The following is a 25040-nucleotide window of genomic DNA, read 5'->3' on the forward strand; positions in this document are numbered from 1 at the left end:
TCTCATCAGTTAAGGAGATCGCCATGAAACATGACCATTTTGTTGTTCAAAGTCCCGATAAACCCGCTCAACAGCTCTTGTTGCTGTTTCATGGCGTCGGCGATAACCCGGTTGCCATGGGCGAAATTGGCTCCTGGTTTGCGCCGCTGTTTCCGGATGCGCTAATCGTCAGCATTGGCGGGGCAGAGCCTTATGGTACGACTTCCGGCCGTCAGTGGTTTTCGGTACAGGGGGTAACGGAAGAGAACCGCCAGGCGCGTATTGACGCGATTATGCCGGTCTTTATCGAAACCGTTCGCTACTGGCAGAAGCAAAGCGGCGTTTCACCTCAGGCGACCGCGCTGATTGGTTTTTCTCAGGGCTCGATTATGTCGCTTGAGAGTATTAAAGCCGAGCCTGGGCTGGCGTCGCGGGTCATCGCCTTTAATGGTCGCTATGCCACGTTGCCGGAGGTTGCAACTACCGCGACGACGGTGCATTTGATTCACGGCGGTGAAGACCGGGTGATTGAGTTATCTCATGCCGTTGCCGCGCAGGAGGCGTTAATACGTGCCGGTGGGGATGTGACGCTGGATATCGTCGAAAATCTGGGGCACGCCATTGATGAACGCAGTATGCAGTTTGCGCTCGACCACCTGCGTTTTACCGTACCGAAGCACTACTTTGATGAAGCGCTGAGCGGCGGTAAGCCTCACGATGATGATGTGATTGAGATGATTTAACTCGCAGGCCGGATGGCGATGTGAAACCGCCATTCGGCCTGCGTTGGCTTATTTCTTCGGTTGATCCTTGTTTGGCCAATCGTCGTCGTCATCCCATTTATCGTTAAAATCACGATGCGGGGGAAGCTCCGGCTTATTGGCAAGAAATTTCTTGTGGTCGACGCGCTTGAGATCTTTAATCACGTTCAGCAATACGCCTACCAGAAACACCAACACCAGAATCCACCAGTATTTTGCCAGCCAGTCCATGCTCATTTCCTCTTACAGGAACACTCATCAGGCGACGAGTTGCTCCATGATACGTTGATACATACGGGCAAGCAGTTGCAGGTCGGCGGCATTAACACATTCATTAATTTTATGAATGGTGGCGTTGACCGGCCCAAGTTCTACTACCTGTGCCCCCATGCGGGCAATAAAACGCCCGTCGGACGTCCCGCCTGTAGTCAGTAACTGCGGTTTAATCTCATTATAGTGCTCAATGGCGTTCACCACCGCATCCACCAGTTTACCGCGTGCCGTCAGGAACGGCTGACCGGAAAGCCACCAGTCGACGGTATAACGCAACTGATGTTTCTCCAGCAGCTCCAGCACCCGGGACTTAATCATTTCATCGTTTAATTCGGTGCTGAAACGGAAGTTGAACTGGATAAACAGTTCGCCGGGAATAACATTGTTGCTGCCGGTTCCTGCCTGAATATTGGCAATCTGCATGCTGGTCGCCGGGAAGAATTCGTTGCCCTGATCCCACTCAATCGCCACCAGTTCATTGAGCATTGGCGCCGCGCGGTGTACCGGGTTATCGGCCAGATGCGGGTAGGCTACGTGGCCCTGCACGCCGTGAATGGTCAGATTGCAGGTCAGTGAACCACGACGCCCATTTTTCACCACGTCGCCAACGATTTCCGTGCTGGACGGCTCGCCAACCAGACAATAATCCAGTCGTTCATTGCGTGCCATAAGTGCTTCAACCACTTTTACGGTGCCGTTTTGGGCGCTGGCCTCTTCGTCAGAGGTTATCAAAAACGCCAGACGACCCTGATGGTTTGGATGCTGGGCGACAAAACGTTCTGCGGCCACGACCATTGCCGCCAGTGAGCCTTTCATATCGGCTGCGCCACGCCCGAACAACATGCCATCGCGAATGGTCGGTTCGAACGGTGGATTAATCCAACGATCGACATCGCCGACAGGCACTACGTCAGTGTGACCGGCAAATGCCAGAGTCTCACCTTTGCCGCGCCATGCCCAAAAATTCTGTGTGTCACCAAAATCCATACGCTCAACGGTAAAACCTACCGCGCGCAGGCGTTCAATCATTAACGCCTGGCACCCGGCATCATCCGGGCTCAGGGAAGGACGGCGAATAAGCTGCTGTGTCAGCTCAATAACCGGGCACGACATAGACTATACCTCATTAAAAAACTGCGTATAACTGGATTCACTAAAGCCAAGCAGCATAGGCTTACCCGGCGCGCAGAGCAATGGGCGTTTGATAATTGCAGGCATTTCAATCATCAATGCAGCAGCAGAGGACGCATCGGTGATTTGGTTACGTGTGGCTTCATCCAGTTTGCGCCAGGTGGTTCCACGTGTATTGAGCAGCGCCTCCCAACCTAATTCGCTGATAAAGGCGTGTAATAACGCGTTGTCCAGGCCGTCGACGCGATAATCATGGAAGCGGTAGTCGACCCCATTGTCTTCCAGCCAGCGTCTGGCTTTTTTAATCGTATCGCAATTCTTAATGCCGTAGAGGGTGATCATTTGAATCCTTATTGACGTAATTTGAATATTTATTCTCGTGTTCTATAAACATGAATAATACATATTGTCATCGAACCGTTATAGAAAAATATAACATTGTTGTTGAATGGTGAATAATGATTCCTGAAAGTTCCAAAATTCACGGGAAACTGAAAATCAGAATTTGCCTGTTTGCATCAGCCTGTTTTTCCATCAGAATTGCCAAAGTCGTAGATGATGTATGAATATTTCAAAATATTGCAGTAAGTCACATAAAATTTATGGGGTTAGCGCATAGTGATTACATATACCCCCGAACACTGGAGGATGTAATCGCAACCATTGGTTAAATGATCTTCTTTTTATGATGATGATTTCGTAGAATGCCCATAATAATAAGAGAGGTTGGGTAATGACTCCAACTTACTGATAGTGTTTTATGTTCAGATAATGTCCAATGACTTTGTCATGCAGTTCTCCCTTCAGGCGTGATTCATAAAGCGGCCAGTCATCCGTCATCCATACCACGACCTCAAAGGCCGACAGCAGGCCCGGAAGACGCTCCAGCGTGGCCAACGTGCGTTCACCGAATACGTGCGCCACAACCGTCCTCCGTATCCTGTCATACGCGTAAAACAACCAGCGCTGGCGTGATTTAGCGCCGACGTAACCCCACTGTTCGTCCATTTCCGCGCAAACAATGACGTCACTGCCCGGTTGTATGCGTGAGTTTACCGACTGCGGCCTGAGTTTTTTAAGTGACGTAAAATCGTGTTGAGGCCAACGCCCATAATGCGTGCACTGGCGCGACATCCGACGCCATTCATGGCCATATCAATAATTTTCTGGTGTGTACCGGGCTGAGAGGCGGTGTAAGTGAACTGTAGCTGCCATGTTTTACGGCAGTGAGAGCAGAGATAGCGCTGATGTCCGGCAGTACTTTTACCGTTACGCACCACGCCTTCAGTAGCTGAGCAGGAGGGACAACTGATGGAGATGGAAGCCACGGGAGCACCTCAAAACCACCATCATACACTAAATCAGCAAGTTGGTAGCATTACCGAGAGGTTGTTATGATTGAACGTGAACTGGGGAACTGGAAAGACTTTATCGAAGTGATGCTTCGTAAATAATTTTCTGGAAGAAATTCATATCCTGCAAAGGATAATAAAAGGCGACTCAACGTAAGTCGCCTTTTTTGTGTCCGATTATTCTGGGCGTGGCTTCAACGGGAAACGTCTGCGTACCAGCACAAAGAACAGAGGAACGAAGTAAATCGCCAGGACAGTGGCTGAAATCATCCCGCCCATTACGCCAGTCCCCACCGCATGTTGACCGCCGGAACCTGCACCACTGCTGATGGTCATCGGCAACACCCCAAAGATAAACGCCAGTGACGTCATCAGAATTGGGCGTAAGCGTTGGCGACAGGCATGCAGCGTGGCGTCGAGCAAGTCGTGACCTTTCTCGTTCATCTCATTGGCGAATTCAACAATCAATATTGCGTTCTTCGCCGAAAGCCCGATAACGGTGAGTAACCCGACCTGAAAGTACACATCGTTTTCCAGACCGCGCATCCAGGTAGCGAGCAGCGCGCCAATGACCCCCAGCGGTACAACCAGCATGACGGAGAAGGGAACCGACCAGCTTTCGTACAGAGCCGCCAGACACAGGAACACCACCAGCAAAGAAATGGCGTACAGAGCTGGCGCCTGAGAGCCCGACAGCCGTTCCTGGTAAGACATCGCGGTCCATTCGAGGCCGAATCCGGTCGGCAACTGGTGGACCAGCGATTCCATAATGTCCATCGCCGTACCGGTACTGACGCCTGGGGCGGCTTCGCCAACAATCTCGACGGCGGAGTAGCCGTTATAGCGTTCCAGACGCGGTGAGCCCGTTTCCCAGCGCGACGTGGCAAAGGCCGAGAAAGGCACCATGCCGCCGCTATTATTGCGGACGTACCACAGATTGATGTCGTCCGGGAGCATGCGATATTTTGCCGCCGCCTGCACGTAAACCTTCTTCACGCGACCCCGGTCCATAAAGTCATTGACGTAGCTGGAGCCCCAGGCCGTTTGCAAGGTGTCGTTGATGTCATCAATGGAAACGCCCAGCGCCTGGGCTTTGCGTTGATCGATATCAATTTGCAACTGCGGGCTGTCGTCCAGACCATTATGACGAACGCGGGTCAGAGACGCGTCTTTCCCGGCCAGCTCAATCAGCTTGTCGCGCGCGGCCATTAACGCATCATGGCCCGCACCGGCGTGATCTTGCAGCTCCATATCGAAACCGGCAGAGCTCCCGAGACCGCTAATCGCCGGAGGGCTGCTGGCGAAGACGCGGGCTTCCTTAATCTTATTAAAGGCTTTGGTCGCGCGCTCGATGATGGCGAAAGAGGTTCCGGTGGTGGTGTCGCGATCATCCCAGTCTTTTAAGCGGACAAACATTCGCGCCACGTTTTGACCGTTCCCACCAGGGCCGGAACCGACCGTGGAAAAGACCGACGTAATGTTGTCTTTCTCATGGGTGAAGTAATACTTCTCCACTTCCTCAACCACTTTCAATGTTTGCTGCTGCGTGGAGCCGCTGGGCAACTGTATCGAGGTGGTAAACATGCCGCGGTCTTCGAGCGGCAGGAAGGAGGTTGGCAGGCGCAGGAACAGGAAAACCATACCGCCGAGCAGCAGGCCGTAAATCAGTATCCAGCGCAGACTGCGGTGCAGGATCCTGGCGATGCCTTTTTCGTAGCGTTCGGCGTTGCGGTTAAACATCCGGTTAAACCAGCCAAAGAAACCGGTTTGCCCGTGATGCTCGCCTTTATGTAACGGTTTGAGCAGAGTGGCGCACAGGGCAGGGGTGAGGATCATCGCCACCAGAACTGAAAGAACCATTGCGGAGACGATGGTAATCGAGAACTGGCGGTAAATAGCCCCGGTAGTGCCGCCGAAGAAAGCCATCGGGATAAACACCGCCGACAGCACCATGGCGATACCGACCAGCGCTCCCTGGATTTGCCCCATCGATTTCCGCGTCGCTTCCCGCGGCGAGAGGCCTTCCTCACTCATAATTCGCTCGACGTTTTCCACCACCACAATGGCATCATCGACCAGCAGGCCGATCGCCAGCACCATCGCAAACATCGTCAGGGTGTTAACGCTGTAGCCAAAGGCGTAGAGCACGGAAAAAGTACCCATCAGGACGACGGGAACGGCGATTGTAGGGATCAGCGTGGCGCGGAAGTTTTGCAGGAACAGGTACATCACAAGGAATACCAGCGCGATCGCTTCCAGCAGCGTTTTCACCACGTCGATAATTGAGGCTTTGACAAAGGAGGTAGTTTCATACGCCACTTTGTATTCCAGCCCATGCGGAAAATACTGTGAGAGCTCATTCAGACGGTCGATAACCAGCTCCGCCGTTGCCATTTCATTGGCACCGGAGGCCAGTTTTACCCCCAGACCGGAAGCCGGGTGGCCGTTGAAGCGGCTGAGATAGTCGTACTTTTCCGCACCCATTTCGACCGTCGCCACATCACCCAGTTTAACTTCTGAGCCGTCCTGGTTGACGCGTAGCGTAATCGCGCGGAATTCATCCGGAGTCTGCAGCAGCGACTGGGCGTTGATCGTCGCATTCAGCGCTTGTTTGTCCACCGAAGGCGTGCCGCCAAGTTGCCCGACGGCAATCTGCGCATTCTGTGACTCGATAGCATCGGTCACATCTTTGGCGGTCATCTGGAAGCTGTTAAGTTTGACCGGGTCGAGCCAGATACGCATGGAATATTGTGAACCGTAAGCGTCAATATCGCCCACGCCGTTTATACGACTGAGCGGATCCTGGATATTACTGGCGACGTAGTCGGCGATGTCCTGCTTATCCATTGAGCCATCGGTGGAGACGAAGGCGATGGTCAGAATATTGGTGTCCCCGGTCTTGCGCACCGTGACCCCTTGATTTTGTACCGCCTGCGGCAGCTTACGCATTGCCGGTTGCAGCTGGTTTTGCACCTGCTGGACGGCCTCATCAGGATCGGTTCCCGCGAGGAAGCTCAGCGTAACCGACGCCTGGCCTGTCCCGCTGCTCTGCGACGACATGTACATCAGATTATCGAGACCAGTCATGTTCTGCTCGATAACTTGGGTGACGGTATTTTCCAGGGTTTGTGCGGACGCGCCAGGGTAGTTCGCGGTTACCCGCACGTTTGGCGGTGCCAGATCGGGATATTGCTCAACGGGCAGCGAAAAAATAGCCAGGGCTCCTGTCAGGCACAACAGGATTGCTAACACCCAGGCAAAAATGGGGCGATCGATGAAAAAATTCGCCATTAAAAGGGGACCTCGTGTTTCTGCGTATCGTTATGGGTGTGAATTGCTTCACTTTAGCGGCAAGGTACGGGGCAAACGTGGAGAAAAAAAGAAGATAATGTAAATTATCATGCCCGTTTACAGCATACCTTTCGTGCCAACGCCGTCAGGCCTGGATCGAGAACCGACGGCGCTTTGCGGTTCTTTACGTTAGCTCACCGTCGGATTCTGCCGAACGAAAACTGATGCTCACCAGCGTTCCCCCTCCGGAGGGTTGAGAGAAAGTCAGCGTGCCGCTCAGCCTTTCCGCCCGCTCGCGCATAATATTTAACCCATAGTGCCCCGAAGGCTCATGCGGCTCGCCAATGCCGATACCGTTATCGCGAATATAAACCGTGTGATTACCATCCGGCGCGGTCACGCAACTGACGGCAATTTCGGTTGCGCTGGCATGTTTAATCGCGTTCAGCACCGCTTCACGGACGATCTGCAGCAGATGCACCTGCATTTGCGCGTCCAGCGCCAGGGTCGGTAACCGGCAATCAAGCGTCAGTTTAGCCGAGGTCTGATTTTGCAGCGTTTCCAGCATTTCATGCAGGGCGGAGGGGAGATCGGCCTGCTGTAAAGTCAGGCGGAAGGTGGTGAGCAGTTCGCGTAGCTGGCGGTAGGCATCGTTCAGCGCTTGAGAGAAATCCGCCATAATGCTTTGCGCTGGGGCGTTATCTTCGGGAATCGAACGCTTCAGCAGCGTGAGCTGAATGCGTAAATAAGAGAGCACTTGCGCCAGCGAGTCGTGCAGCTCGCGCGCAATCGTCGCCCGCTCCTCCATTAACAACAGCTGCTGAAAATGTTTTTGCGCCTGGTTGAAGTACAACCCGCGACCCAGCATCGAGGAGACGCTGTTGAGCAGAGGGGTAGAAGCATTGACGTTCGGGCTTTGCCAGTGCAGTTCACCGTAGACGGTTTCCTGCATGGTGACCGGCAGGATCTGCATCGGCAGCTCGGGGCTTTTTGCGCCTTCGCTAATTCGCCAGTTATCTCCGACGGTGAGTTCCAGGAAATAGGCGGCGTCATGCTCGCGGACGATCTGTAAAATATGGCGGAAGCAGTACACATCAATCTGACTGGTATTTAACGCCTGAGAGCACTGATACAACACTTCCAGACGACGATGAGCTTCGTGGAGATCGTGGGTCTTCTCAGCGACAGACGCTTCCAGTGAGCGGTACAGCTTGTGTAATTCACTCGACATCTGGCTGAAGGTCTTGCCCAACAACCCGAGTTCGTTGGGCAAATCAGTATCCAGCGAGGGGATGTCAAACTGACCGTGTTCAATGTGCTGGCTGGCCACCACCAGCTTATTCAGCGGACGCACCACCTGCTGGCGAATACGCCGTAAGGTAAAGAAAACGAGGGTGAAAATGCCGATCCCGCCCGCCAGTGAAATACCAAAAACCAGCATCACTTTGCGTTCAGCATAATGTTGCAGCGCCAGCACGAAGAGATCGATTTGATCGACATAGTTATTGATATTGCTCTGGTACCAATTTAAATCGCCATCGATCAGACGGGCGTTCATTTCCAGCCAGTTTGCATGTAGACGCCCATAGCGACTTTTTACCGCTTGAGGCACATACCACGCGTTCAGGTTCTGTAGTGCTGGCGAGTTTAGCGCCTGCTGGAAAAGCTGGCGGTGAGCGTTAAGCTGCGGACTTTGGCTTTGCAGATCGTAACCCAGACGGTAACTTTGCATGCGCAATGAGCCAGCCACGTTGATGGCTTCGGCATCTCGTAAGCTGCTGGTCAGCGTGAGCAGCGCAATACCCGTTGAGAGAATCGACAACAGCACTATGTAGAAAAAAGCTTTAGCCAGACTGGCCGAGACCGGACGCTTTACCGTCACTTGTGCATCCTCACACAATACACGTCGCGCCTTAAAACAGCCCGAACGATGCGGTGTATTTGATAAATGTTAATAAAACGCCATGAAACTGGATGGTAACTGAAACGCAATTTCATATGCGATGAAATAAATTGATCTGCCACAGGTTCTGGATAAATAGTTGTGCTTCCTGGGCAAATGAACATTGCCGCTTCCTTCCGTGTCGGTTAATAACAACACTCATATAAAGAATAAGGTTTTTGCAACCAAAAAAGAAGGAAGCCATGAATCGTTTTATTATGGTTAATAGCCAGCAGTGCCTGGGATGCCATGCCTGTGAGGTCGCCTGCGTCATGGCTCACAATGGCGAGCAGCATGTCCTGAGTCAACGGCATTTCCAGCCCCGAATTACCGTCATCAAGCATCAGCAGCAGCGCAGTGCGGTAACCTGCCATCACTGTGAAGATGCGCCCTGCGCCAGAAGTTGCCCGAACGGGGCAATCAGCCATGATAACGACAGCGTTCAGGTGAACCCGAAAAAGTGTATTGGCTGTAAATCGTGCGTCGTTGCTTGTCCTTTCGGCACGATGCAGATCGTACTCACTCCTGTCGCTAAAGGGAAGGTGAAAGCCACTGCGCACAAATGCGATTTGTGTCAGGGACGCGAACAGGGACCCGCCTGCGTAGAGAACTGTCCGGCACAAGCGTTACAACTGGTGACGGAAAATTCGCTTACTGGTCTGTCAAAAGCGCGCAGGCTACGCACCGCCAGTCTGGAAAGCCAGCCCTGGCATGCCAACGCCACCGATTTCGTTTCGCATGCAATTACCAAACGTGAGCAAATGCAGGCGACGCCTGCGCGTGGTGAGCCGGATAAGCTGGCAATTGAGGCCCGTAAAACCAGCTTTGAGGAGATCTATCTGCCGTTTCGTACGGCGCAGGCGGAACGGGAAGCGTCCCGCTGCCTGAAATGCGGCGACCACAGTATTTGCGAATGGACCTGCCCATTGCATAACCATATTCCGCAGTGGATTGAACTGGTCAAAGCCGGGAATATCGACGCGGCGGTTGAGCTTTCTCACCAGACCAACTGCCTGCCGGAAGTGACCGGGCGCGTATGTCCGCAGGACCGACTTTGCGAAGGGGCATGTACGGTGCGTAGCGAGCATGGGGCGGTCACTATCGGAAATATTGAGCGTTACATCTCTGATCGGGCCCTGAGCAAAGGATGGCGACCGGACTTAAGCCACGTGCAGAAAGTGGATAAGCGCGTTGCTATCATCGGCGCGGGTCCGGCGGGTCTGGCCTGCGCGGATGTGCTGGCGCGCAGCGGAGTCAGCGCCACCGTATACGATCGCCACCCTGAAATCGGCGGTTTGCTGACGTTCGGCATTCCGGCCTTCAAGCTGGACAAATCGCTGCTGGCCCGCCGCCGTGAAATCTTCAGCGCCATGGGTATTCATTTCGAACTTAACTGTGAAGTGGGTAAGGATGTGGCGCTGTCGGCGCTGCTGGAGGATTACGATGCCGTGTTCGTGGGCGTAGGAACCTATCGTTCCATGAAGGCGGATCTGCCGAATGAAGACGCGCCTGGCGTTTATGACGCGTTACCGTTCCTGATTGCCAACACCAAGCAGGTGATGGGGCTGGATGAACTGCCTGAAGAGCCGTTTATCGACACCGCCGGACTGAACGTGGTTGTACTGGGCGGAGGCGATACGGCAATGGACTGCGTACGTACCGCGCTGCGTCATGGCGCACGCCAGGTGACCTGCGCTTATCGTCGTGATGAAGCCAACATGCCCGGTTCGAAAAAAGAGGTGAAGAACGCCCGGGAAGAGGGGGCTAACTTCGAGTTTAACGTCCAGCCGGTTGAGCTGGTGTTGCATGATGATGGGCGAGTCAGCGGCGTGCGTTTTTTACGTACCCAGCTTGGCGAGCCGGACGCGCAGGGGCGTCGTCGCCCGGTTCCCCTCGCCGGGAGTGAGTTTGTCATGCCCGCAGATGCGGTGATCATGGCGTTTGGTTTTCACCCACATGGCATGCCGTGGCTGGAGACGCATGGGGTTAAGGTCGATAACTGGGGGCGCATAGCCGCCAATGTTGAAAGCGCATACCGTTATCAAACCAGTAACCCGAAAATCTTCGCCGGTGGTGACGCGGTACGCGGTGCGGATCTGGTGGTTACGGCCATGGCGGAAGGACGGCATGCCGCCCAAGGGATCGTCGACTGGCTGGGCATAAAATCAGTCAAATCTCACTAAGTCGCTAAGAAGGCCGGATAAGGCGCGTTAGCGTTGCTATCCGGCTCTGCGCCGCATAATTGCCTGATGGCGCTTCGCTTGTCAGGCCGACATTGCACCAAGACAAACCCGGTTTCACGGCGTAGTATTATTTCTCACTTCTTGCTGTGGAGCCGGTATGTCGCAAAAAATTACCCTCATCAAAGATAAAGTCCTTTCCGATAACTACTTCATCCTGCGCAATATCACCTATGACCTGACCCGTAGCAATGGAGAGGTGATTCGTCACAAACGCGAGGTTTACGATCGCGGCAACGGCGCCACTATCCTGCTGTATAACCCGGAGAAGAAAACGGTGGTGCTCATCCGCCAGTTTCGCGTCGCCACCTGGGTCAATGGTAATGAAAGCGGTCAACTGATTGAAACCTGCGCCGGGCTGCTGGATAACGACGAACCGGAAGCGTGCATTCGGAAAGAGGCCATTGAAGAGACCGGCTTTGAAGTGGGGGAAGTGCGTAAGCTGTTTGAGCTCTATATGTCGCCGGGCGGCGTGACGGAGATAATTCATTTCTTTATTGCACAATACAGCGACAGCCAGCGGGCAAATGAGGGCGGAGGTGTGGAAGATGAAGATATTGAGGTTCTGGAGCTGCCGTTCACCCAGGCGCTGGAAATGATTAAAACGGGTGAGATCCGTGACGGTAAGACGGTGCTATTGCTGAACTATTTGCAGTCGTCGCATCTCATGGACTAATGCGCGGGATTTATATTTCTTTACAAATTTTCGGCCAATCCGACGATTCTTATTGAGCCACATCAGTCGCGCAAGGAAGATACCGCTTAGGCTGTGTGTTTTGACTTCGGGGTTGTACCGTCCATGCGCTATCGCGTTATTTTACTTTTCCTGCTCGGGTTGTTACCCGTCCGTTTGCTGTGGGCCGCGCCCGCGCAACAGACGTTTTCTGACTGGCAGGTGACGTGCAATAACCAAAACTTTTGCGTGGCGCGCAATACCGGAGAACATCACGGCCTGGTCATGACCTTGAGCCGCAGTGCCGGGGCACATACCGACGCCGTGTTGCGTATTGAACTGGGTGGGCTGGAATCGCCCACAGCCAAAGAGAGCGATATTGCGCCACGTCTGCTACTGGATGGCGCGCCGCTCCCGCTTCGCGGCGAACACTGGCGTATTACCCCCTGGCAACTGATGACCGATGATCCGGCCACCATCAGCGCATTTTTAACAACCGTACAGGACGCGAAGGCGATAACCCTGCAAAAAGGGGCGCAAAACCTGTCCCTGGTCGGGCTAAAAGCCGCGCTGCTTTTTATCGACGCCCAGCAAAAACGGGTCGGCAGCGAAACCGCATGGATCGAAAAAGGCGACGAGCCTCCGCTCAGCGTGCCTCCCGCTCCCGCTTTAAAAGGCGTGGCTGTGATTAACCCAACGCCAACGCCTCTCACGCAACAAGAGCGCAGTGAATTGCTGGATTACGGTAACTGGCGGATCAACGGTATTCGCTGTTCGATCGATCCGCTGCGTCGCGAGATGCGCGTCACGGCCTTAACGGATGATAAAGCGCTGCTGATGATCGGCTGTGAAGCCGGGGCATATAACACCATCGATCTGGCGTGGGTGGTTTCACGTACTACCCCGTTGACGTCACGGGCGGTACGGCTAAGCCTGCCTTTTAAAACGGATGCGGAAAGTCGCGATATGGAGCTGACCAACGCCACGTTTGATGAGAAGTCGCGCGAGCTGGTAACCCTCGCTAAAGGTCGAGGGTTGGCAGATTGCGGTATCCAGACCCGCTGGCGCTACGACGGCCAGCGTTTTCGTCTGGTGCGCTATGCCCAAGAGCCAAGCTGCGATAACTGGCATGGGCCAGATGCCTGGCCCACGCTGTGGATCACACGTTAAGCACCTTATGCGCTTTGTCGACAATGTTATCCACCGTAAAGCCGAAGAACGGGAACAGCTTGTCTGCTGGAGCCGACTCCCCATAACCCGTCATACCGACAATCGCCCCTTTCAGCCCAACATATTTGTACCAGTAGTCGGCAATTCCTGCTTCTACCGCCACGCGCGCGCTGACGTTTGAGGGGAGGACCGATTCCCTATACGCCTCATCCTGGGCGTCGAAGATATCGGTTGAGGGCAGAGAAACCACCCGCACGTTACGACCTTCACCGGTCAGTTTTTCCGCCGCCAGCAGCGTGATTTCCATTTCTGAACCGGTAGCAATCAGGATAACATCCGGCTTACCCCCGCCATCCTTCAGCACATAGCCGCCGCGGGCAATCTGCTGCACTTGCTCAGGCGTCCGCTCAACCTGCGCCAGATTTTGCCGCGAGAGGATCAGCGCCGTTGGCCCGTCATGGCGTTCGACCGCCAGCTTCCAGCCTACCGCCGCTTCAACCTGATCGCAGGGTCGCCAGGTGCTGAAATTAGGCGTCAGACGCAGGCTGGCGAGCTGTTCGACGGCCTGGTGCGTGGGACCATCTTCCCCAAGGCCAATCGAGTCGTGGGTATAAACCATGATTTGTCGGGCTTTCATCAGCGCCGCCATGCGTGCGGCATTACGGGCATATTCGACAAACATCAGGAATGTTGCGGTGTACGGTACGAAACCCCCGTGGTGAGCGATACCGTTGGCAATCGCGGTCATGCCAAATTCCCGCACGCCGTAGTGGATGTAGTTTCCTGCATGATCCTCTTTAAGAGAAGTGGAGCCTTTCCAGATGGTCAGATTGCTGGGCGCCAGATCCGCCGAACCGCCAAGCAGCTCAGGCAGTATCGGCCCGTAAGCGTTCAGGGTATTTTGCGAGGCCTTACGGGTGGCGATTTTGGCCGGATTGGCCTGCAGCTCGGTGATATATTTCTGGGTCGTTTCTTCCCACTCTTCCGGCAGTCCACCGCTCATCCTGCGGGTAAACTCTGCCGCCAGGTCCGGATGCGCATGTCGATAAGCGGCGAATTTCTCATTCCAGCTCTGTTGGGCTTTCTCGCCTTTTTCACGAGCGTCCCACGTCCGGTAAATCTCTTTGGGGATTTCAAAGGCAGGATGATGCCACCCCAACTTCTGTCGGGTCAGCGCCACTTCTTCTTCACCCAGCGCAGCGCCGTGCGCTTCTTCTTTCCCGGCTTTATTCGGTGAACCAAAACCAATCACCGTGCGGCAGATAATCAGCGACGGTTTGTCGGTAACGGCCTGTGCTTCCTGAATTGCTTTTTTCACCGCCTCAGGGTCATGACCGTCAATCTCGTGCACCACATGCCAGTGATAGGCCTCAAAGCGTTTCGCGGTATCGTCGGTAAACCAGCCGTCGGTTTCGCCATCAATTGAGATGCCGTTGTGATCGTAAAAGCCGATGAGTTTGCCAAGTCCCAGGGTGCCCGCCAGCGAGCACACTTCGTGAGAAATGCCCTCCATCAGACAGCCGTCGCCCATAAAGACCCAGGTATAGTGATTAACAATCTCGTGGTCTGGCTGGTTAAACTGCGCCGCCAGCGTGCGTTCTGCAATCGCCATTCCAACAGCGTTGGCTAAACCCTGACCCAACGGTCCGGTGGTGGTCTCCACGCCCGGCGTATAGCCAATTTCCGGGTGTCCTGGCGTCTTCGAATGGAGCTGGCGGAAGTTCTTTAACTCTTCGAGCGGCAGGTTGTAGCCGGAAAGATGCAGCAGGCTGTAAAGCAGCATTGAGGCGTGGCCATTGGACAAAATAAACCGGTCACGATCGTACCAGGTGGGATCGGACGGGTTATGGCGCAGGAAATCGTTCCACAGTACTTCGGCGATATCAGCCATCCCCATTGGTGCGCCAGGGTGGCCAGAGTTAGCTTTTTGGACGGCATCCATACTTAGCGCACGAATGGCATTGGCAAGCTCTTTACGGGTCATAGGAAATACTCCTTGAAAAGTAAAGTGTTAGATGCGTGTTGTGATTCACACTTTTGAGATAATTGCGGGCGTTGTCAGCAAAAAGCATAGCAGACAAGCATGGTATTGCTGGCTTAAGCAGGTAACATAGATGTTATAAATTGATAACAAATTCTTTCTTTGAATGGTGAGAGTATGGGGACCTTCAAAGTTTGTGCCGTTGACTGAGGTGATAATGTGCGGCTCAGTAGAATGGTTACCCGCGCCACTTTTTTGATAGATACGTGAAAGGAACAACAAGATGGATGACCAGTTAAAACAAAGCGCCCTCGATTTCCACGAATTTCCGGTACCCGGTAAAATCCAGGTTTCTCCGACCAAGCCTCTGGCAACCCAGCGCGACCTCGCGTTGGCCTACTCGCCGGGCGTGGCTGCACCGTGTCTTGAAATTGAAAAGGACCCGCTGGCAGCCTACAAATACACCGCACGCGGCAACCTGGTTGCGGTTATTTCCAACGGTACTGCGGTTCTGGGCCTGGGTAATATTGGCGCGCTGGCCGGTAAACCAGTGATGGAAGGTAAAGGCGTTCTGTTTAAGAAATTCGCCGGGATTGACGTGTTCGACATCGAAGTTGATGAACTCGATCCGGATAAATTTATCAACGTGGTAGCGGCGCTTGAACCAACGTTTGGAGGCATTAACCTCGAAGATATCAAAGCGCCGGAGTGCTTCTACATTGAGCAAAAACTCCGTGAGCGCATGAATATTCCGGTATTCCATGATGACCAGCACGGCACGGCAATCATCAGTACTGCCGCAATCCTTAACGGTCTGCGGGTGGTTGAGAAAAATATCTCTGATGTGCGTATGGTGGTGTCCGGTGCAGGTGCGGCGGCGATTGCCTGTATGAACCTGCTGGTGGCGCTGGGTATGCAGAAACACAACATTGTGGTCTGCGACTCCAAAGGGGTGATTTACAAAGATCGTGAACCAAACATGGCGGAAACCAAAGCGGCTTACGCAGTGGTGGATGACGGTAAACGTACGCTGGATGATGTCATTGACGGCGCAGACATTTTCCTCGGTTGCTCTGGCCCGAAAGTGCTGACGCAGGAAATGGTTAAGAAGATGGCGCGTGCGCCAATGATCCTGGCCCTCGCCAACCCGGAACCGGAAATCCTGCCGCCGCTGGCGAAAGAGGTGCGTTCTGACGCCATCATTTGTACCGGCCGTTCCGACTACCCGAACCAGGTTAACAACGTCCTGTGTTTCCCGTTCATCTTCCGCGGCGCGCTGGACGTCGGCGCTACCGCCATCAACGAAGAGATGAAACTGGCTGCGGTACACGCCATTGCTGAGCTGGCGCACGCCGAGCAGAGCGAAGTGGTGGCCTCCGCCTATGGTGACCAGGACCTGAGCTTCGGGCCGGAATACATCATTCCGAAACCGTTCGACCCGCGTCTGATCGTCAAAATCGCCCCTGCGGTGGCGAAGGCGGCGATGGATTCCGGTGTGGCAACGCGTCCGATTGCCGACTTTGACGCTTACATCGATAAGCTGACCGAATTTGTCTACAAAACCAACCTGTTCATGAAGCCGATTTTCTCCCTGGCACGCAAAGCGCCGAAGCGCGTGGTGCTGACTGAAGGGGAAGAGGCGCGTGTACTGCATGCCACGCAGGAGCTAATCACTTTAGGTCTGGCGAAACCGATCCTGATCGGTCGTCCGAGCGTTATCGAAATGCGTATCCAAAAACTGGGTCTGCAGATCAAAGCGGGCGTCGATTTTGAGATCGTCAACAATGAGTCAGATCCGCGCTTTAAAGAGTACTGGAGCGAGTACTACCAGATTATGAAACGTCGTGGTATTACCCAGGAGCAGGCGCAGCGTGCGGTAATTGCCAACACCACGGTGATCGGCGCGATCATGGTGCAGCGCGGCGAAGCGGATGCAATGATCTGCGGTACGATAGGTGACTACCATGAGCACTTCAGCGTAGTGAAAGAGGTGTTTGGTCATCGCGATGGCGTGCATACTGCCGGGGCGATGAACGCCTTGCTGCTGCCAAGCGGTAACACCTTTATCGCCGATACCTACGTTAACGACGATCCTACGCCGGAGCAACTGGCGGAAATCGCCGTGATGGCGGCAGAAACCGTGCGCCGCTTTGGTATCGAACCGAAGGTGGCGCTGCTGTCGCACTCCAACTTTGGTTCATCTAACTGTCCGTCGGCCAGCAAAATGCGCGAAGCGCTGGAGCTGATTAAGGCGCGTGCGCCAGAGTTGATGATTGATGGCGAAATGCACGGCGATGCCGCGCTGGTGGAAAGCATCCGTCATGACCGCATGCCGGACAGTCCGCTGAAAGGCTCAGCGAATATTCTGGTGATGCCGAATATGGAAGCTGCCCGTATTAGTTACAACTTACTACGTGTTTCCAGCTCTGAAGGCGTAACGGTCGGCCCGGTGCTGATGGGGGTTGCGAAACCGGTTCACGTATTAACGCCGATCGCATCTGTTCGTCGTATCGTTAATATGGTGGCACTGGCGGTCGTAGAAGCCCAAACTCAGCCGCTGTAATTTCACTTTAATTTATTTCCGGCGCGGGTTTCTCCCGCGCCTTTTTATTTCCCCTTTCTTAGTGATCCACTTCACCTTTTAAACATGGTTGCCGAATTTTGTTATTTACTCTGACAAAAAATTGCCACGATGAGGGCAGTTTTAGCGGAGGCGGTGAGCAATGGAAAAAGAACGCATTATTCAGGAATTTGTGCCGGGGAAACAGGTTACGCTGGCGCATCTCATTGCGCACCCCGGCGAGGAACTGGCGAAAAAGATCGGCGTTCCCGAAGCGGGCGCTATCGGCATCATGACGCTGACGCCAGGCGAAACCGCCATGATTGCCGGTGACTTAGCTATGAAGGCGGCAGATGTACATATCGGCTTTCTCGATCGATTCAGCGGTGCGCTGGTCATCTACGGCTCGGTAGGCGCGGTAGAAGAAGCGTTATTACAGACGGTAAGCGGTCTGGGTCGGTTATTAAATTTCACTTTGTGCAACCTGACAAAAAGTTAATCAGAGGCGGCGATGAAACGTATTGCGTTTGTCGGTACGGTGGGGGCGGGGAAAACAACGCTCTTTAATGCGCTACAGGGAAATTATTCCCTCGCCAGAAAAACACAGGCCGTGGAGTTTAATGAAAATGGCGATATCGACACGCCAGGAGAATATTTTAGCCATCCGCGCTGGTATCACGCCTTAATTACCACGCTGCAGGATGTTGATACGTTGATTTATATACACGCGGCAAATGATAAAGAAAGTCGCTTACCTGCCGGGCTGTTGGATATCGGCGCCAGTAAACGACAAATCGCCGTTATCAGCAAAACGGACATGCCGGATGCCGACGTCGCCGCAACGCGACAACTACTTCGCGGGATAGGGTTCCAGGAGCCGATTTTCGAACTCAACAGCCATGACCCGCGCAGCGTGCAGCACCTGGTGGATTATCTGACTGAGCTCAGCCAAAAGGAGGAAAGGGCAGGTGAAAAAACTCATCACAGCTAACGATATTCGTGCGGCCCACGCACGCGGCGAACAGGAAGTGTCGGTTGTTCTGCGCGCCAGCATCATCACCCCGGAGGCGCGCGAAGTTGCGGAGCTGCTGGGCGTCACCATCAGTGAATGCGATGAATCCGCGCCAACCGCTGCTGCTGCACCGGCTGCGGTGAATGATGGCAAAACGGAAAGCCAGCGCATTCGCGAAACCATCATTGCGCAGTTACCGGAAGGGCAGTTTACCGAAAGCCTGGTCGCCCAACTGATGGACAAAGTCATGAAGGAGAAACAGTCGCTGGAGCAGGGCGGAATGCAGCCGAGCTTTAACTCTGTGACCGGCAAAGGCGGCGTCAAAGTCATCGACGGCAGCAGCGTGAAGTTTGGTCGTTTTGACGGCGCACAGCCGCACTGCGTGGGTTTAACCGATCTGGTGACCGACCAGGACGGTAGCAGCATGGCCGCCGGGTTCATGCAGTGGGATAACGCTTTTTTCCCATGGACGCTGAACTACGACGAAATCGACATGATTCTGGAAGGCGAGCTGCACGTTCGCCACGAAGGCGAAACCATGATTGCTAAAGCCGGGGACGTGATGTTTATCCCGAAAGGCTCCAGCATCGAATTTGGTACGCCATCGACGGTGAAATTTCTGTATGTGGCCTGGCCTGCGAACTGGCAGTCCTGCTAAGGCGGATGTATGAAGGATTTCATTACCGAAGCATGGCTCAGAGCGAATCATACGCTCAGCGAAGGGGCTGAAATTCATCTCCCCGCTGACGCTCGCCTGACGCCATCTGCCCGGGAATTACTGGAAAGCCGACATCTGCGTATTAAGTATATCGACGAGCAGGGCAGCCTGTTTATTGATGACGAAGAACAGCAGCCGCAGCCGGTGCATGGTTTAACCAGCAGCGATACGCATCCACAGGCCAGTTGCGAACTGTGTCATCAACCGGTGGTGAAGAAAGCAGACACGCTGACGCATCTGACAGCGGACAAGATGGTCGCTAAAAGTGACCCGCGCCTGGGATTTCGCGCCGCGCTGGACAGCACCATCGCCCTGGCCGTGTGGTTGCAGATAGAGCTGGCGGAACCGTGGCAGCCATGGCTGGCGGATATCCGTTCGCGTCTGGGCAACATTATGCGCGCCGACGCTATCGACGAGCCGCTGGCAGCACAAGCTATCGTCGGTTTAAGCGACGAAGATTTACACCGGCTTTCGCATCAGCCGCTGCGCTATCTGGACCACGACCATCTGGTGCCTGAAGCCAGTCATGGCCGTGATTGCGCGTTGCTTAATCTGCTGCGTACCAAAGTTCGTGAAACGGAGACGGTGGCGGCCCAGGTATTCATCACCCGTAGTTTTGACGTAATGCGACCGGACATCATGCAGGCGCTCAATCGCCTTTCCAGTACGGTCTACGTGATGATGATACTGAGCGTAGCGAAGCATCCACTGACGGTTAGCCAAATTCAACAGCGACTGGGGGAGAAGCAATGATCATTGAACGTGCTCGTCAACTCGCCCAGCGCTCACCTGCACGGGTGGTGTTCCCGGATGCGCTGGATGTTCGGGTGTTGAAAGCGGCAAATTACCTGCATCAGCACGGTCTGGCACATCCTGTTCTCGTCGCCAGTCCGTTTGCGCTGCGCCAGTTTGCCCTCAGCCATCGGGTGGCGATGGATGGCATTCAGGTTATCGACCCGCAAAGCAACCAGTCCATGCGTGAAGAGTTTGCGCTGCGCTGGCTGGCCCGCGCGGGAGATAAAACGCCTGCAGATGCGCTGGAAAAACTCAACGATCCGCTGATGTTCGCCGCCGCCATGGTTAGCGCGGGTAAAGCTGACGTCTGTATTGCGGGCAATTTGTCGTCGACAGCAAACGTGCTGCGCGCTGGGTTACGCATTATTGGGCTACAGCCAGGCTGTAAAACGCTGTCGTCAATTTTCCTGATGCTGCCGCAGTACCTCGGGCCGGCATTAGGGTTTGCCGATTGCAGCGTGGTGCCGCAGCCCACAGCCGCACAGCTGGCGGATATTGCGATTGCCAGCGCGCAGACATGGCAGGCGATCACCGGTGAAGAACCGCGTGTGGCCATGCTGTCGTTTTCAAGTCAAGGCAGTGCTCGTCATCCTAACGTCGCTAACGTGCAGCAGGCTACGGAGATCGTTCGTGAGCGTGCCCCGCAGCTTACCGTGGATGGGGAACTGCAATTTGATGCCGCCTTTGTTCCGGATGTCGCCGCGCAAAAAGCGCCCGCCAGTCCGTTAAAGGGCAATGCCAATGTGATGGTCTTCCCATCGCTGGAGGCAGGCAATATTGGCTACAAAATCGCCCAGCGTCTGGGAGGGTATCGTGCCGTAGGTCCGTTGATCCAAGGGCTTGCCGCACCGCTTCATGACCTCTCTCGCGGCTGTAGCGTACAGGAAATTATTGAACTGGCGTTGGTGGCAGCAGTGCCGCGTCAGACTGACATGAGTCGTGAAAACGCCTCACACACACTGGTTGTTTAGGTCCCGTTCTGGACCCCTTAATGAGAGGAAAACACAATGGAAGCATTAGGAATGATTGAAACCCGGGGCCTGGTTGCACTGATTGAGGCTTCTGACGCAATGGTTAAAGCGGCACGCGTGAAACTGGTCGGCGTGAAGCAGATCGGCGGCGGTCTGGTTACTGCAATGGTCCGTGGCGACGTAGCGGCATGTAAAGCCGCAACGGATGCTGGTGCTGCTGCTGCACAGCGTATTGGTGAGCTGGTTTCCGTACACGTAATCCCGCGTCCGCATGGCGATCTGGAAGAAGTGTTCCCGATCAGCTTTAAAGGCGACAGCAACGACATGTAAGTCGTCCATGTGACGCCACAGACTTCATTGCTGGCGTCACCCTCTCTCCTTTTCACATTACCTTCTGCGGAGGGTAGGGGGAGGTTTTACCTGAAATATGCCACGGAGGCGCGTATGAAACTGGCAATCGTCACAGGACAAATTGTTTGTACCGTACGCCATCAGGGGCTCGCGCACGACAAGTTGCTGATGGTGGAAATGATTGATGCCTGCGGAAATCCCGACGGGCAATGTGCTGTTGCTATCGACAGCATTGGGGCGGGAACCGGAGAGTGGGTGCTGCTGGTCAGCGGAAGCTCAGCCCGTCAGGCGCACCGTAACGAATCATCACCTGTCGATCTGTGCGTGATTGGCATTGTTGATGAAGTGGTGGCAGGTGGTCAGGTGATCTTCCATAAATAAGGCAGAAAATCATGAATCAACAGGATATTGAACAGGTCGTGAAAGCGGTGCTGCTGAAAATGAAAGACAGCAGCCAACCCGTCAGTGCCGTTCAAGAAATGGGCGTTTTTGCCTCCCTGGATGACGCAGTGGCGGCAGCAAAACTGGCCCAGCAAGGGCTGAAAAGCGTTGCCATGCGCCAACTGGCTATCACGGCTCTACGTGAGGCGGGCGAAAAACATGCCCGAGAATTAGCGGAACTTGCCGTCACAGAAACCGGCATGGGACGCGTTGAAGATAAATTTGCCAAAAATGTGGCGCAGGCACGCGCCACGCCGGGCGTGGAATGCCTGTCTCCACAGGTTCTGACCGGTGATAACGGCCTGACGCTGATTGAAAATGCGCCGTGGGGCGTGGTGGCCTCGGTGACACCGTCCACCAACCCGGCTGCGACCGTTATTAACAACGCCATCAGCCTGATTGCGGCTGGCAACAGCGTGGTCTTCGCACCGCATCCGGCTGCCAAGGGCGTGTCTCAGCGCGCTATCACTCTGCTTAACCAGGCGGTAGTTGCAGCAGGCGGACCGGCAAACCTGCTGGTTACCGTGGCCAATCCGGATATTGAAACCGCCCAGCGTCTGTTTAAGTACCCAGGCATCGGCCTGCTGGTGGTGACCGGCGGTGAAGCCGTAGTGGATGCCGCGCGTAAGCACACCAACAAACGTCTGATTGCCGCCGGTGCGGGAAATCCGCCGGTGGTGGTTGATGAAACGGCTGATCTGGCACGCGCAGCCCAGTCGATCGTCAAAGGCGCTTCGTTTGACAACAACATTATCTGCGCCGACGAAAAAGTGCTGATCGTGGTCGATAGCGTCGCTGATGAGCTGATGCGTCTGATGGAAAGCCAGCATGCAGTCAAGCTGACCACGGCTCAGGCCGAACAGCTGCAACCGGTGCTGCTGAAAAATGTCGATGAACGCGGTAAAGGCACGGTCAGTCGTGACTGGGTTGGCCGCGACGCAGGAAAAATCGCTGCGGCGATTGGTCTGAACGTACCGGAGCAAACCCGGCTGTTGTTCGTCGAAACCTCTGCGACTCACCCGTTTGCCGTAACCGAACTGATGATGCCGGTTCTGCCGGTCGTGCGGGTCGCCAACGTCGATGAGGCCATTGAGCTGGCGGTCAAGCTTGAAGGCGGCTGTCACCATACGGCGGCGATGCACTCGCGCAATATCGACAACATGAACCGCATGGCAAACGCCATTGATACCAGCATTTTCGTTAAGAACGGACCGTGCATTGCCGGTCTTGGACTCGGCGGCGAAGGCTGGACCACGATGACCATTACCACGCCAACCGGGGAAGGGGTGACCAGCGCACGCACATTTGTACGTCTGCGTCGCTGTGTGTTGGTGGATGCCTTCAGAATTGTATAAGGAGTGAACGACATGGCGCACGACGAACAACGTTGGCTGACACCCAGATTGCTAAAAGCGGCAACGCTATGTAACCAGACGCCCGTAAAGAGCGATTCACCGCTGTGGCTGGGCGTGGATTTGGGGACGTGTGATGTGGTGTCGATGGTTGTCGACAGTGACGGACAGCCGGTTGCGGTTTGCCTGGACTGGGCCGACGTCGTGCGCGATGGCATCGTCTGGGATTTCTTCGGTGCGGTGACCATCGTTCGTCGCCATCTCGATACGCTCGAACAACAGTTGGGTTGCCGCTTTACCCACGCGGCAACCTCGTTTCCACCGGGAACTGACCCACGGATCTCGATCAACGTGCTGGAATCTGCTGGGCTTGAAGTCAGTCATGTGCTCGACGAACCGACCGCGGTGGCAGACCTGTTGCAGCTTGATAACGCTGGCGTGGTGGATATCGGTGGCGGTACCACCGGGATTGCGATTGTGAAGCGAGGCAAGGTGACTTACTCCGCCGATGAAGCGACCGGCGGGCACCACATTTCTCTGACGCTTGCCGGGAACCGTCGCATCCAGTTGGAAGAGGCGGAGCAGTACAAACGCAGCAACGGTAAAGAAATTTGGCCGGTGGTTAAGCCGGTCTACGAAAAAATGGCGGAAATTGTGGCTCACCATATTGCCGGACAGGGCGTGGCAGATTTATGGCTGGCCGGTGGTTCCTGTATGCAGCCGGGCGTTGATGAACTGTTTCGTAAGCGTTTCCCGGAACTGCAGGTGCATTTACCCCAGCACAGCCTGTTTATGACCCCGCTGGCGATTGCAAATAGCGGAAAAGAAAAAGCGGAAGGAATCTATGCAAGCTGAATTGCAGACCGCGCTCTTTCAGGCATTCGATACCCTGAATCTGCAACGCGTAAAAACGTTTAGCGTTCCACCGGTTACGTTGTGTGGACTGGGTGCGCTCAGTACCTGCGGACAGGAAGCACAAACGCGCGGCCTGACGCATATGTTCGTCATGGTCGACAGTTTCCTGCACCAGGCGGGGATGACCGCCGCACTGGAACGCAGCTTGGCGATGAAAGGCGTGGCGATGACGCTGTGGCCATGTCCGGTGGGCGAACCGTGCATTACGGACGTCTGCGCGGCGGTCGCGCAACTGCGTGAATCGAAGTGCGATGGCGTAGTGGCCTTTGGTGGTGGTTCCGTATTGGATGCCGCAAAAGCCGTGGCGTTGCTGGTGACCAATCCCACCCAGACGCTGGCTGACATGGACGAGAGCAGCGCGTTACGCCCGCGTCTGCCGCTGATTGCCGTACCGACTACCGCAGGAACGGGTTCAGAAACCACTAATGTCACGGTGATTATCGACGCTGCGACCGGGCTTAAAAAAGTGCTGGCCCACGCAACCCTGATGCCGGATGTGGCGATTCTTGACGCCGCGCTGACGGAAGGTGTGCCAGCACACGTAACGGCGATGACCGGGATCGATGCGCTGACGCACGCTGTTGAAGCGTATAGCGCTCTGAACGCGACGCCGTTTACCGACAGTCTGGCGATTGGCGCGATTGCGATGATAGGTAAATCGCTGCCGAAGGCCGTTGGCTATGGTCAGGATCTGGCGGCGCGAGAAAGCATGCTACTGGCTTCCTGTATGGCCGGGATGGCGTTTTCCAGCGCGGGGCTGGGCCTGTGTCACGCGATGGCGCACCAGCCGGGTGCGACGCTGCACATTCCACATGGACAGGCTAACGCCATGCTGCTGCCCACAGTAATGGGTTTCAACCGCATGGTGTGTCGTGAGCGTTTCAGCCATATCGGACGGGCGTTAACCAACAAGAAGTCGGACGATCGCGATGCCATCAACGCCGTCAGCGAGCTGATTAGCGAAGTGGGCCAGACCAAACGACTCTCTGACGTTGGGGCAAAGCCCGAGCATTACAGCGCATGGGCTCACGCCGCGCTGGAGGATATTTGTATTCGCAGTAACCCACGCACCGCCACGCAGGCCGACATTATCGCGTTGTATGCGGCGGCACAATAAATACACATATGACAG

Annotated in this window: 22 protein-coding genes and 1 pseudogene; 16 read left to right on the forward strand and 7 right to left on the reverse strand. The window is 54.9% G+C overall.

The features are described from left to right. The first annotated feature begins 23 nt into the window (after nt 1-23). Entirely contained in the window at nt 24-722 is a 699-nt protein-coding gene (gene ypfH, locus HV345_RS07145; protein ID WP_016153968.1) for an esterase, read from the forward strand. 48 nt (nt 723-770) lie between these two features. On the opposite strand, the gene HV345_RS07150 is transcribed toward ypfH, so the two are convergent. The 4 genes and pseudogenes from HV345_RS07150 to HV345_RS07165 form a co-directional block, all read right to left on the reverse strand. Then, the gene (locus HV345_RS07150) at nt 771-971 is read right to left on the reverse strand and encodes a YpfN family protein (protein WP_003835080.1); all 201 of its coding nucleotides are present in this window, start codon (nt 969-971) and stop codon (nt 771-773) included. A gap of 27 nt (nt 972-998) precedes the next feature. Then, nucleotides 999-2126 (reverse strand): succinyl-diaminopimelate desuccinylase, encoded by a 1128-nt coding sequence (gene dapE, locus HV345_RS07155; RefSeq protein ID WP_016153967.1) that lies wholly within the window; start codon nt 2124-2126, stop codon nt 999-1001. Nucleotides 2127-2129: 3 nt separating this feature from the next. Next, nucleotides 2130-2486 carry an ArsC family reductase gene (locus HV345_RS07160; RefSeq protein WP_016153966.1) on the reverse strand — a complete coding sequence of 119 codons (357 nt, stop codon included), beginning with the start codon at nt 2484-2486 and terminating at the stop codon, nt 2130-2132. Between the two features lie 402 nt (nt 2487-2888). After that, a pseudogene (locus HV345_RS07165) lies at nt 2889-3472 on the reverse strand (IS1 family transposase). A gap of 66 nt (nt 3473-3538) precedes the next feature. Here HV345_RS07165 and ypfM point away from each other — a divergent pair. Continuing rightward, a complete protein-coding gene (ypfM, locus tag HV345_RS07170; RefSeq protein WP_001386977.1) occupies nt 3539-3598 on the forward strand; it encodes a protein YpfM in 60 nt (19 codons plus the stop codon). 75 nt (nt 3599-3673) lie between these two features. Here ypfM and acrD read toward each other — a convergent pair whose 3' ends face one another. After that, nucleotides 3674-6787 (reverse strand): multidrug efflux RND transporter permease AcrD, encoded by a 3114-nt coding sequence (gene acrD, locus HV345_RS07175; RefSeq protein ID WP_181636433.1) that lies wholly within the window; start codon nt 6785-6787, stop codon nt 3674-3676. 184 nt (nt 6788-6971) lie between these two features. Beyond that, a complete protein-coding gene (gene narQ, locus HV345_RS07180; RefSeq protein WP_047501606.1) occupies nt 6972-8669 on the reverse strand; it encodes a nitrate/nitrite two-component system sensor histidine kinase NarQ in 1698 nt (565 codons plus the stop codon). A 263-nt stretch (nt 8670-8932) separates the two neighbouring features. Here narQ and aegA point away from each other — a divergent pair, with 263 nt between their 5' ends. The 3 genes from aegA (at nt 8933) to HV345_RS07195 (ending at nt 12812) form a co-directional block, all read left to right on the forward strand. Beyond that, nucleotides 8933-10912, forward strand: a complete 1980-nt coding sequence (aegA, locus tag HV345_RS07185) for a formate-dependent uric acid utilization protein AegA (protein WP_049282281.1) — start codon at nt 8933-8935, stop codon at nt 10910-10912. A 157-nt stretch (nt 10913-11069) separates the two neighbouring features. After that, nucleotides 11070-11645, forward strand: coding sequence for a GDP-mannose pyrophosphatase NudK (gene nudK, locus HV345_RS07190; protein WP_095715386.1), 576 nt, complete (start codon nt 11070-11072; stop codon nt 11643-11645). Between the two features lie 123 nt (nt 11646-11768). After that, nucleotides 11769-12812 carry a DUF1176 domain-containing protein gene (locus HV345_RS07195; protein ID WP_016153961.1) on the forward strand — a complete coding sequence of 348 codons (1044 nt, stop codon included), beginning with the start codon at nt 11769-11771 and terminating at the stop codon, nt 12810-12812. On the opposite strand, the gene tkt is transcribed toward HV345_RS07195, so the two are convergent. Next, nucleotides 12802-14796, reverse strand: coding sequence for a transketolase (gene tkt, locus HV345_RS07200; RefSeq protein WP_169329929.1), 1995 nt, complete (start codon nt 14794-14796; stop codon nt 12802-12804). The two genes, HV345_RS07195 and tkt, sit on opposite strands and share 11 nt — an antisense overlap. A gap of 280 nt (nt 14797-15076) precedes the next feature. On the opposite strand from tkt, the gene maeB reads away from it, so the two are divergent. From maeB to eutG, 11 genes are all read left to right on the forward strand, one after another. Then, nucleotides 15077-17356: an NADP-dependent oxaloacetate-decarboxylating malate dehydrogenase gene (gene maeB, locus HV345_RS07205; protein ID WP_016153959.1), complete on the forward strand. Its 2280-nt coding sequence runs from the start codon at nt 15077-15079 to the stop codon at nt 17354-17356. Nucleotides 17357-17516: 160 nt separating this feature from the next. Beyond that, complete coding sequence (eutS, locus tag HV345_RS07210) at nt 17517-17852, forward strand: ethanolamine utilization microcompartment protein EutS (protein ID WP_003037995.1); 336 nt, start codon at nt 17517-17519, stop codon at nt 17850-17852. 12 nt (nt 17853-17864) lie between these two features. After that, nucleotides 17865-18344 carry an ethanolamine utilization acetate kinase EutP gene (gene eutP / locus HV345_RS07215; RefSeq protein ID WP_016153958.1) on the forward strand — a complete coding sequence of 160 codons (480 nt, stop codon included), beginning with the start codon at nt 17865-17867 and terminating at the stop codon, nt 18342-18344. After that, complete coding sequence (eutQ, locus tag HV345_RS07220) at nt 18322-19023, forward strand: ethanolamine utilization acetate kinase EutQ (RefSeq protein WP_019077359.1); 702 nt, start codon at nt 18322-18324, stop codon at nt 19021-19023. Before eutP ends, eutQ begins: the two co-directional genes overlap by 23 nt. Nucleotides 19024-19032: 9 nt before the next feature. Further along, nucleotides 19033-19836, forward strand: coding sequence for an ethanolamine utilization cob(I)yrinic acid a,c-diamide adenosyltransferase EutT (gene eutT, locus HV345_RS07225; RefSeq protein WP_046275200.1), 804 nt, complete (start codon nt 19033-19035; stop codon nt 19834-19836). Further along, nucleotides 19833-20849 (forward strand): phosphate acetyltransferase, encoded by a 1017-nt coding sequence (gene pta / locus HV345_RS07230; RefSeq protein ID WP_016153955.1) that lies wholly within the window; start codon nt 19833-19835, stop codon nt 20847-20849. Before eutT ends, pta begins: the two co-directional genes overlap by 4 nt. 36 nt (nt 20850-20885) lie before the next feature. After that, complete coding sequence (eutM, locus tag HV345_RS07235; protein WP_003835054.1) at nt 20886-21179, forward strand: ethanolamine utilization microcompartment protein EutM; 294 nt, start codon at nt 20886-20888, stop codon at nt 21177-21179. A 114-nt stretch (nt 21180-21293) separates the two neighbouring features. Further along, nucleotides 21294-21581, forward strand: a complete 288-nt coding sequence (gene eutN, locus HV345_RS07240; RefSeq protein ID WP_016153954.1) for an ethanolamine utilization microcompartment protein EutN — start codon at nt 21294-21296, stop codon at nt 21579-21581. 11 nt (nt 21582-21592) lie between these two features. Then, entirely contained in the window at nt 21593-22996 is a 1404-nt protein-coding gene (locus tag HV345_RS07245) for an aldehyde dehydrogenase family protein (protein WP_016153953.1), read from the forward strand. A gap of 12 nt (nt 22997-23008) precedes the next feature. Then, complete coding sequence (eutJ, locus tag HV345_RS07250) at nt 23009-23848, forward strand: ethanolamine utilization protein EutJ (RefSeq protein ID WP_016153952.1); 840 nt, start codon at nt 23009-23011, stop codon at nt 23846-23848. Then, complete coding sequence (eutG, locus tag HV345_RS07255) at nt 23838-25025, forward strand: ethanolamine utilization ethanol dehydrogenase EutG (protein WP_016153951.1); 1188 nt, start codon at nt 23838-23840, stop codon at nt 25023-25025. Before eutJ ends, eutG begins: the two co-directional genes overlap by 11 nt. The last annotated feature ends 15 nt before the right edge of the window (nt 25026-25040 follow it).

This window comes from Citrobacter sp. RHBSTW-00986 (assembly GCF_013783065.1).
Lineage (GTDB): Bacteria > Pseudomonadota > Gammaproteobacteria > Enterobacterales > Enterobacteriaceae > Citrobacter > Citrobacter braakii.

Excerpts from the sequence above, each read along its gene's own strand:
- ypfH (WP_016153968.1), top strand. The coding sequence starts at position 24 with ATGAAACATGACCATTTTGTTGTTCAAAGTCCCGATAAACCCGCTCAA.
- HV345_RS07150 (WP_003835080.1), bottom strand. The coding sequence starts at position 971 with ATGGACTGGCTGGCAAAATACTGGTGGATTCTGGTGTTGGTGTTTCTG.
- dapE (WP_016153967.1), bottom strand. The coding sequence starts at position 2,126 with ATGTCGTGCCCGGTTATTGAGCTGACACAGCAGCTTATTCGCCGTCCT.
- HV345_RS07160 (WP_016153966.1), bottom strand. The coding sequence starts at position 2,486 with ATGATCACCCTCTACGGCATTAAGAATTGCGATACGATTAAAAAAGCC.
- acrD (WP_181636433.1), bottom strand. The coding sequence starts at position 6,787 with ATGGCGAATTTTTTCATCGATCGCCCCATTTTTGCCTGGGTGTTAGCA.
- aegA (WP_049282281.1), top strand. The coding sequence starts at position 8,933 with ATGAATCGTTTTATTATGGTTAATAGCCAGCAGTGCCTGGGATGCCAT.
- nudK (WP_095715386.1), top strand. The coding sequence starts at position 11,070 with ATGTCGCAAAAAATTACCCTCATCAAAGATAAAGTCCTTTCCGATAAC.
- HV345_RS07195 (WP_016153961.1), top strand. The coding sequence starts at position 11,769 with ATGCGCTATCGCGTTATTTTACTTTTCCTGCTCGGGTTGTTACCCGTC.
- tkt (WP_169329929.1), bottom strand. The coding sequence starts at position 14,796 with ATGACCCGTAAAGAGCTTGCCAATGCCATTCGTGCGCTAAGTATGGAT.
- maeB (WP_016153959.1), top strand. The coding sequence starts at position 15,077 with ATGGATGACCAGTTAAAACAAAGCGCCCTCGATTTCCACGAATTTCCG.
- eutS (WP_003037995.1), top strand. The coding sequence starts at position 17,517 with ATGGAAAAAGAACGCATTATTCAGGAATTTGTGCCGGGGAAACAGGTT.
- eutP (WP_016153958.1), top strand. The coding sequence starts at position 17,865 with ATGAAACGTATTGCGTTTGTCGGTACGGTGGGGGCGGGGAAAACAACG.
- eutT (WP_046275200.1), top strand. The coding sequence starts at position 19,033 with ATGAAGGATTTCATTACCGAAGCATGGCTCAGAGCGAATCATACGCTC.
- pta (WP_016153955.1), top strand. The coding sequence starts at position 19,833 with ATGATCATTGAACGTGCTCGTCAACTCGCCCAGCGCTCACCTGCACGG.
- eutM (WP_003835054.1), top strand. The coding sequence starts at position 20,886 with ATGGAAGCATTAGGAATGATTGAAACCCGGGGCCTGGTTGCACTGATT.
- eutN (WP_016153954.1), top strand. The coding sequence starts at position 21,294 with ATGAAACTGGCAATCGTCACAGGACAAATTGTTTGTACCGTACGCCAT.
- HV345_RS07245 (WP_016153953.1), top strand. The coding sequence starts at position 21,593 with ATGAATCAACAGGATATTGAACAGGTCGTGAAAGCGGTGCTGCTGAAA.
- eutJ (WP_016153952.1), top strand. The coding sequence starts at position 23,009 with ATGGCGCACGACGAACAACGTTGGCTGACACCCAGATTGCTAAAAGCG.
- eutG (WP_016153951.1), top strand. The coding sequence starts at position 23,838 with ATGCAAGCTGAATTGCAGACCGCGCTCTTTCAGGCATTCGATACCCTG.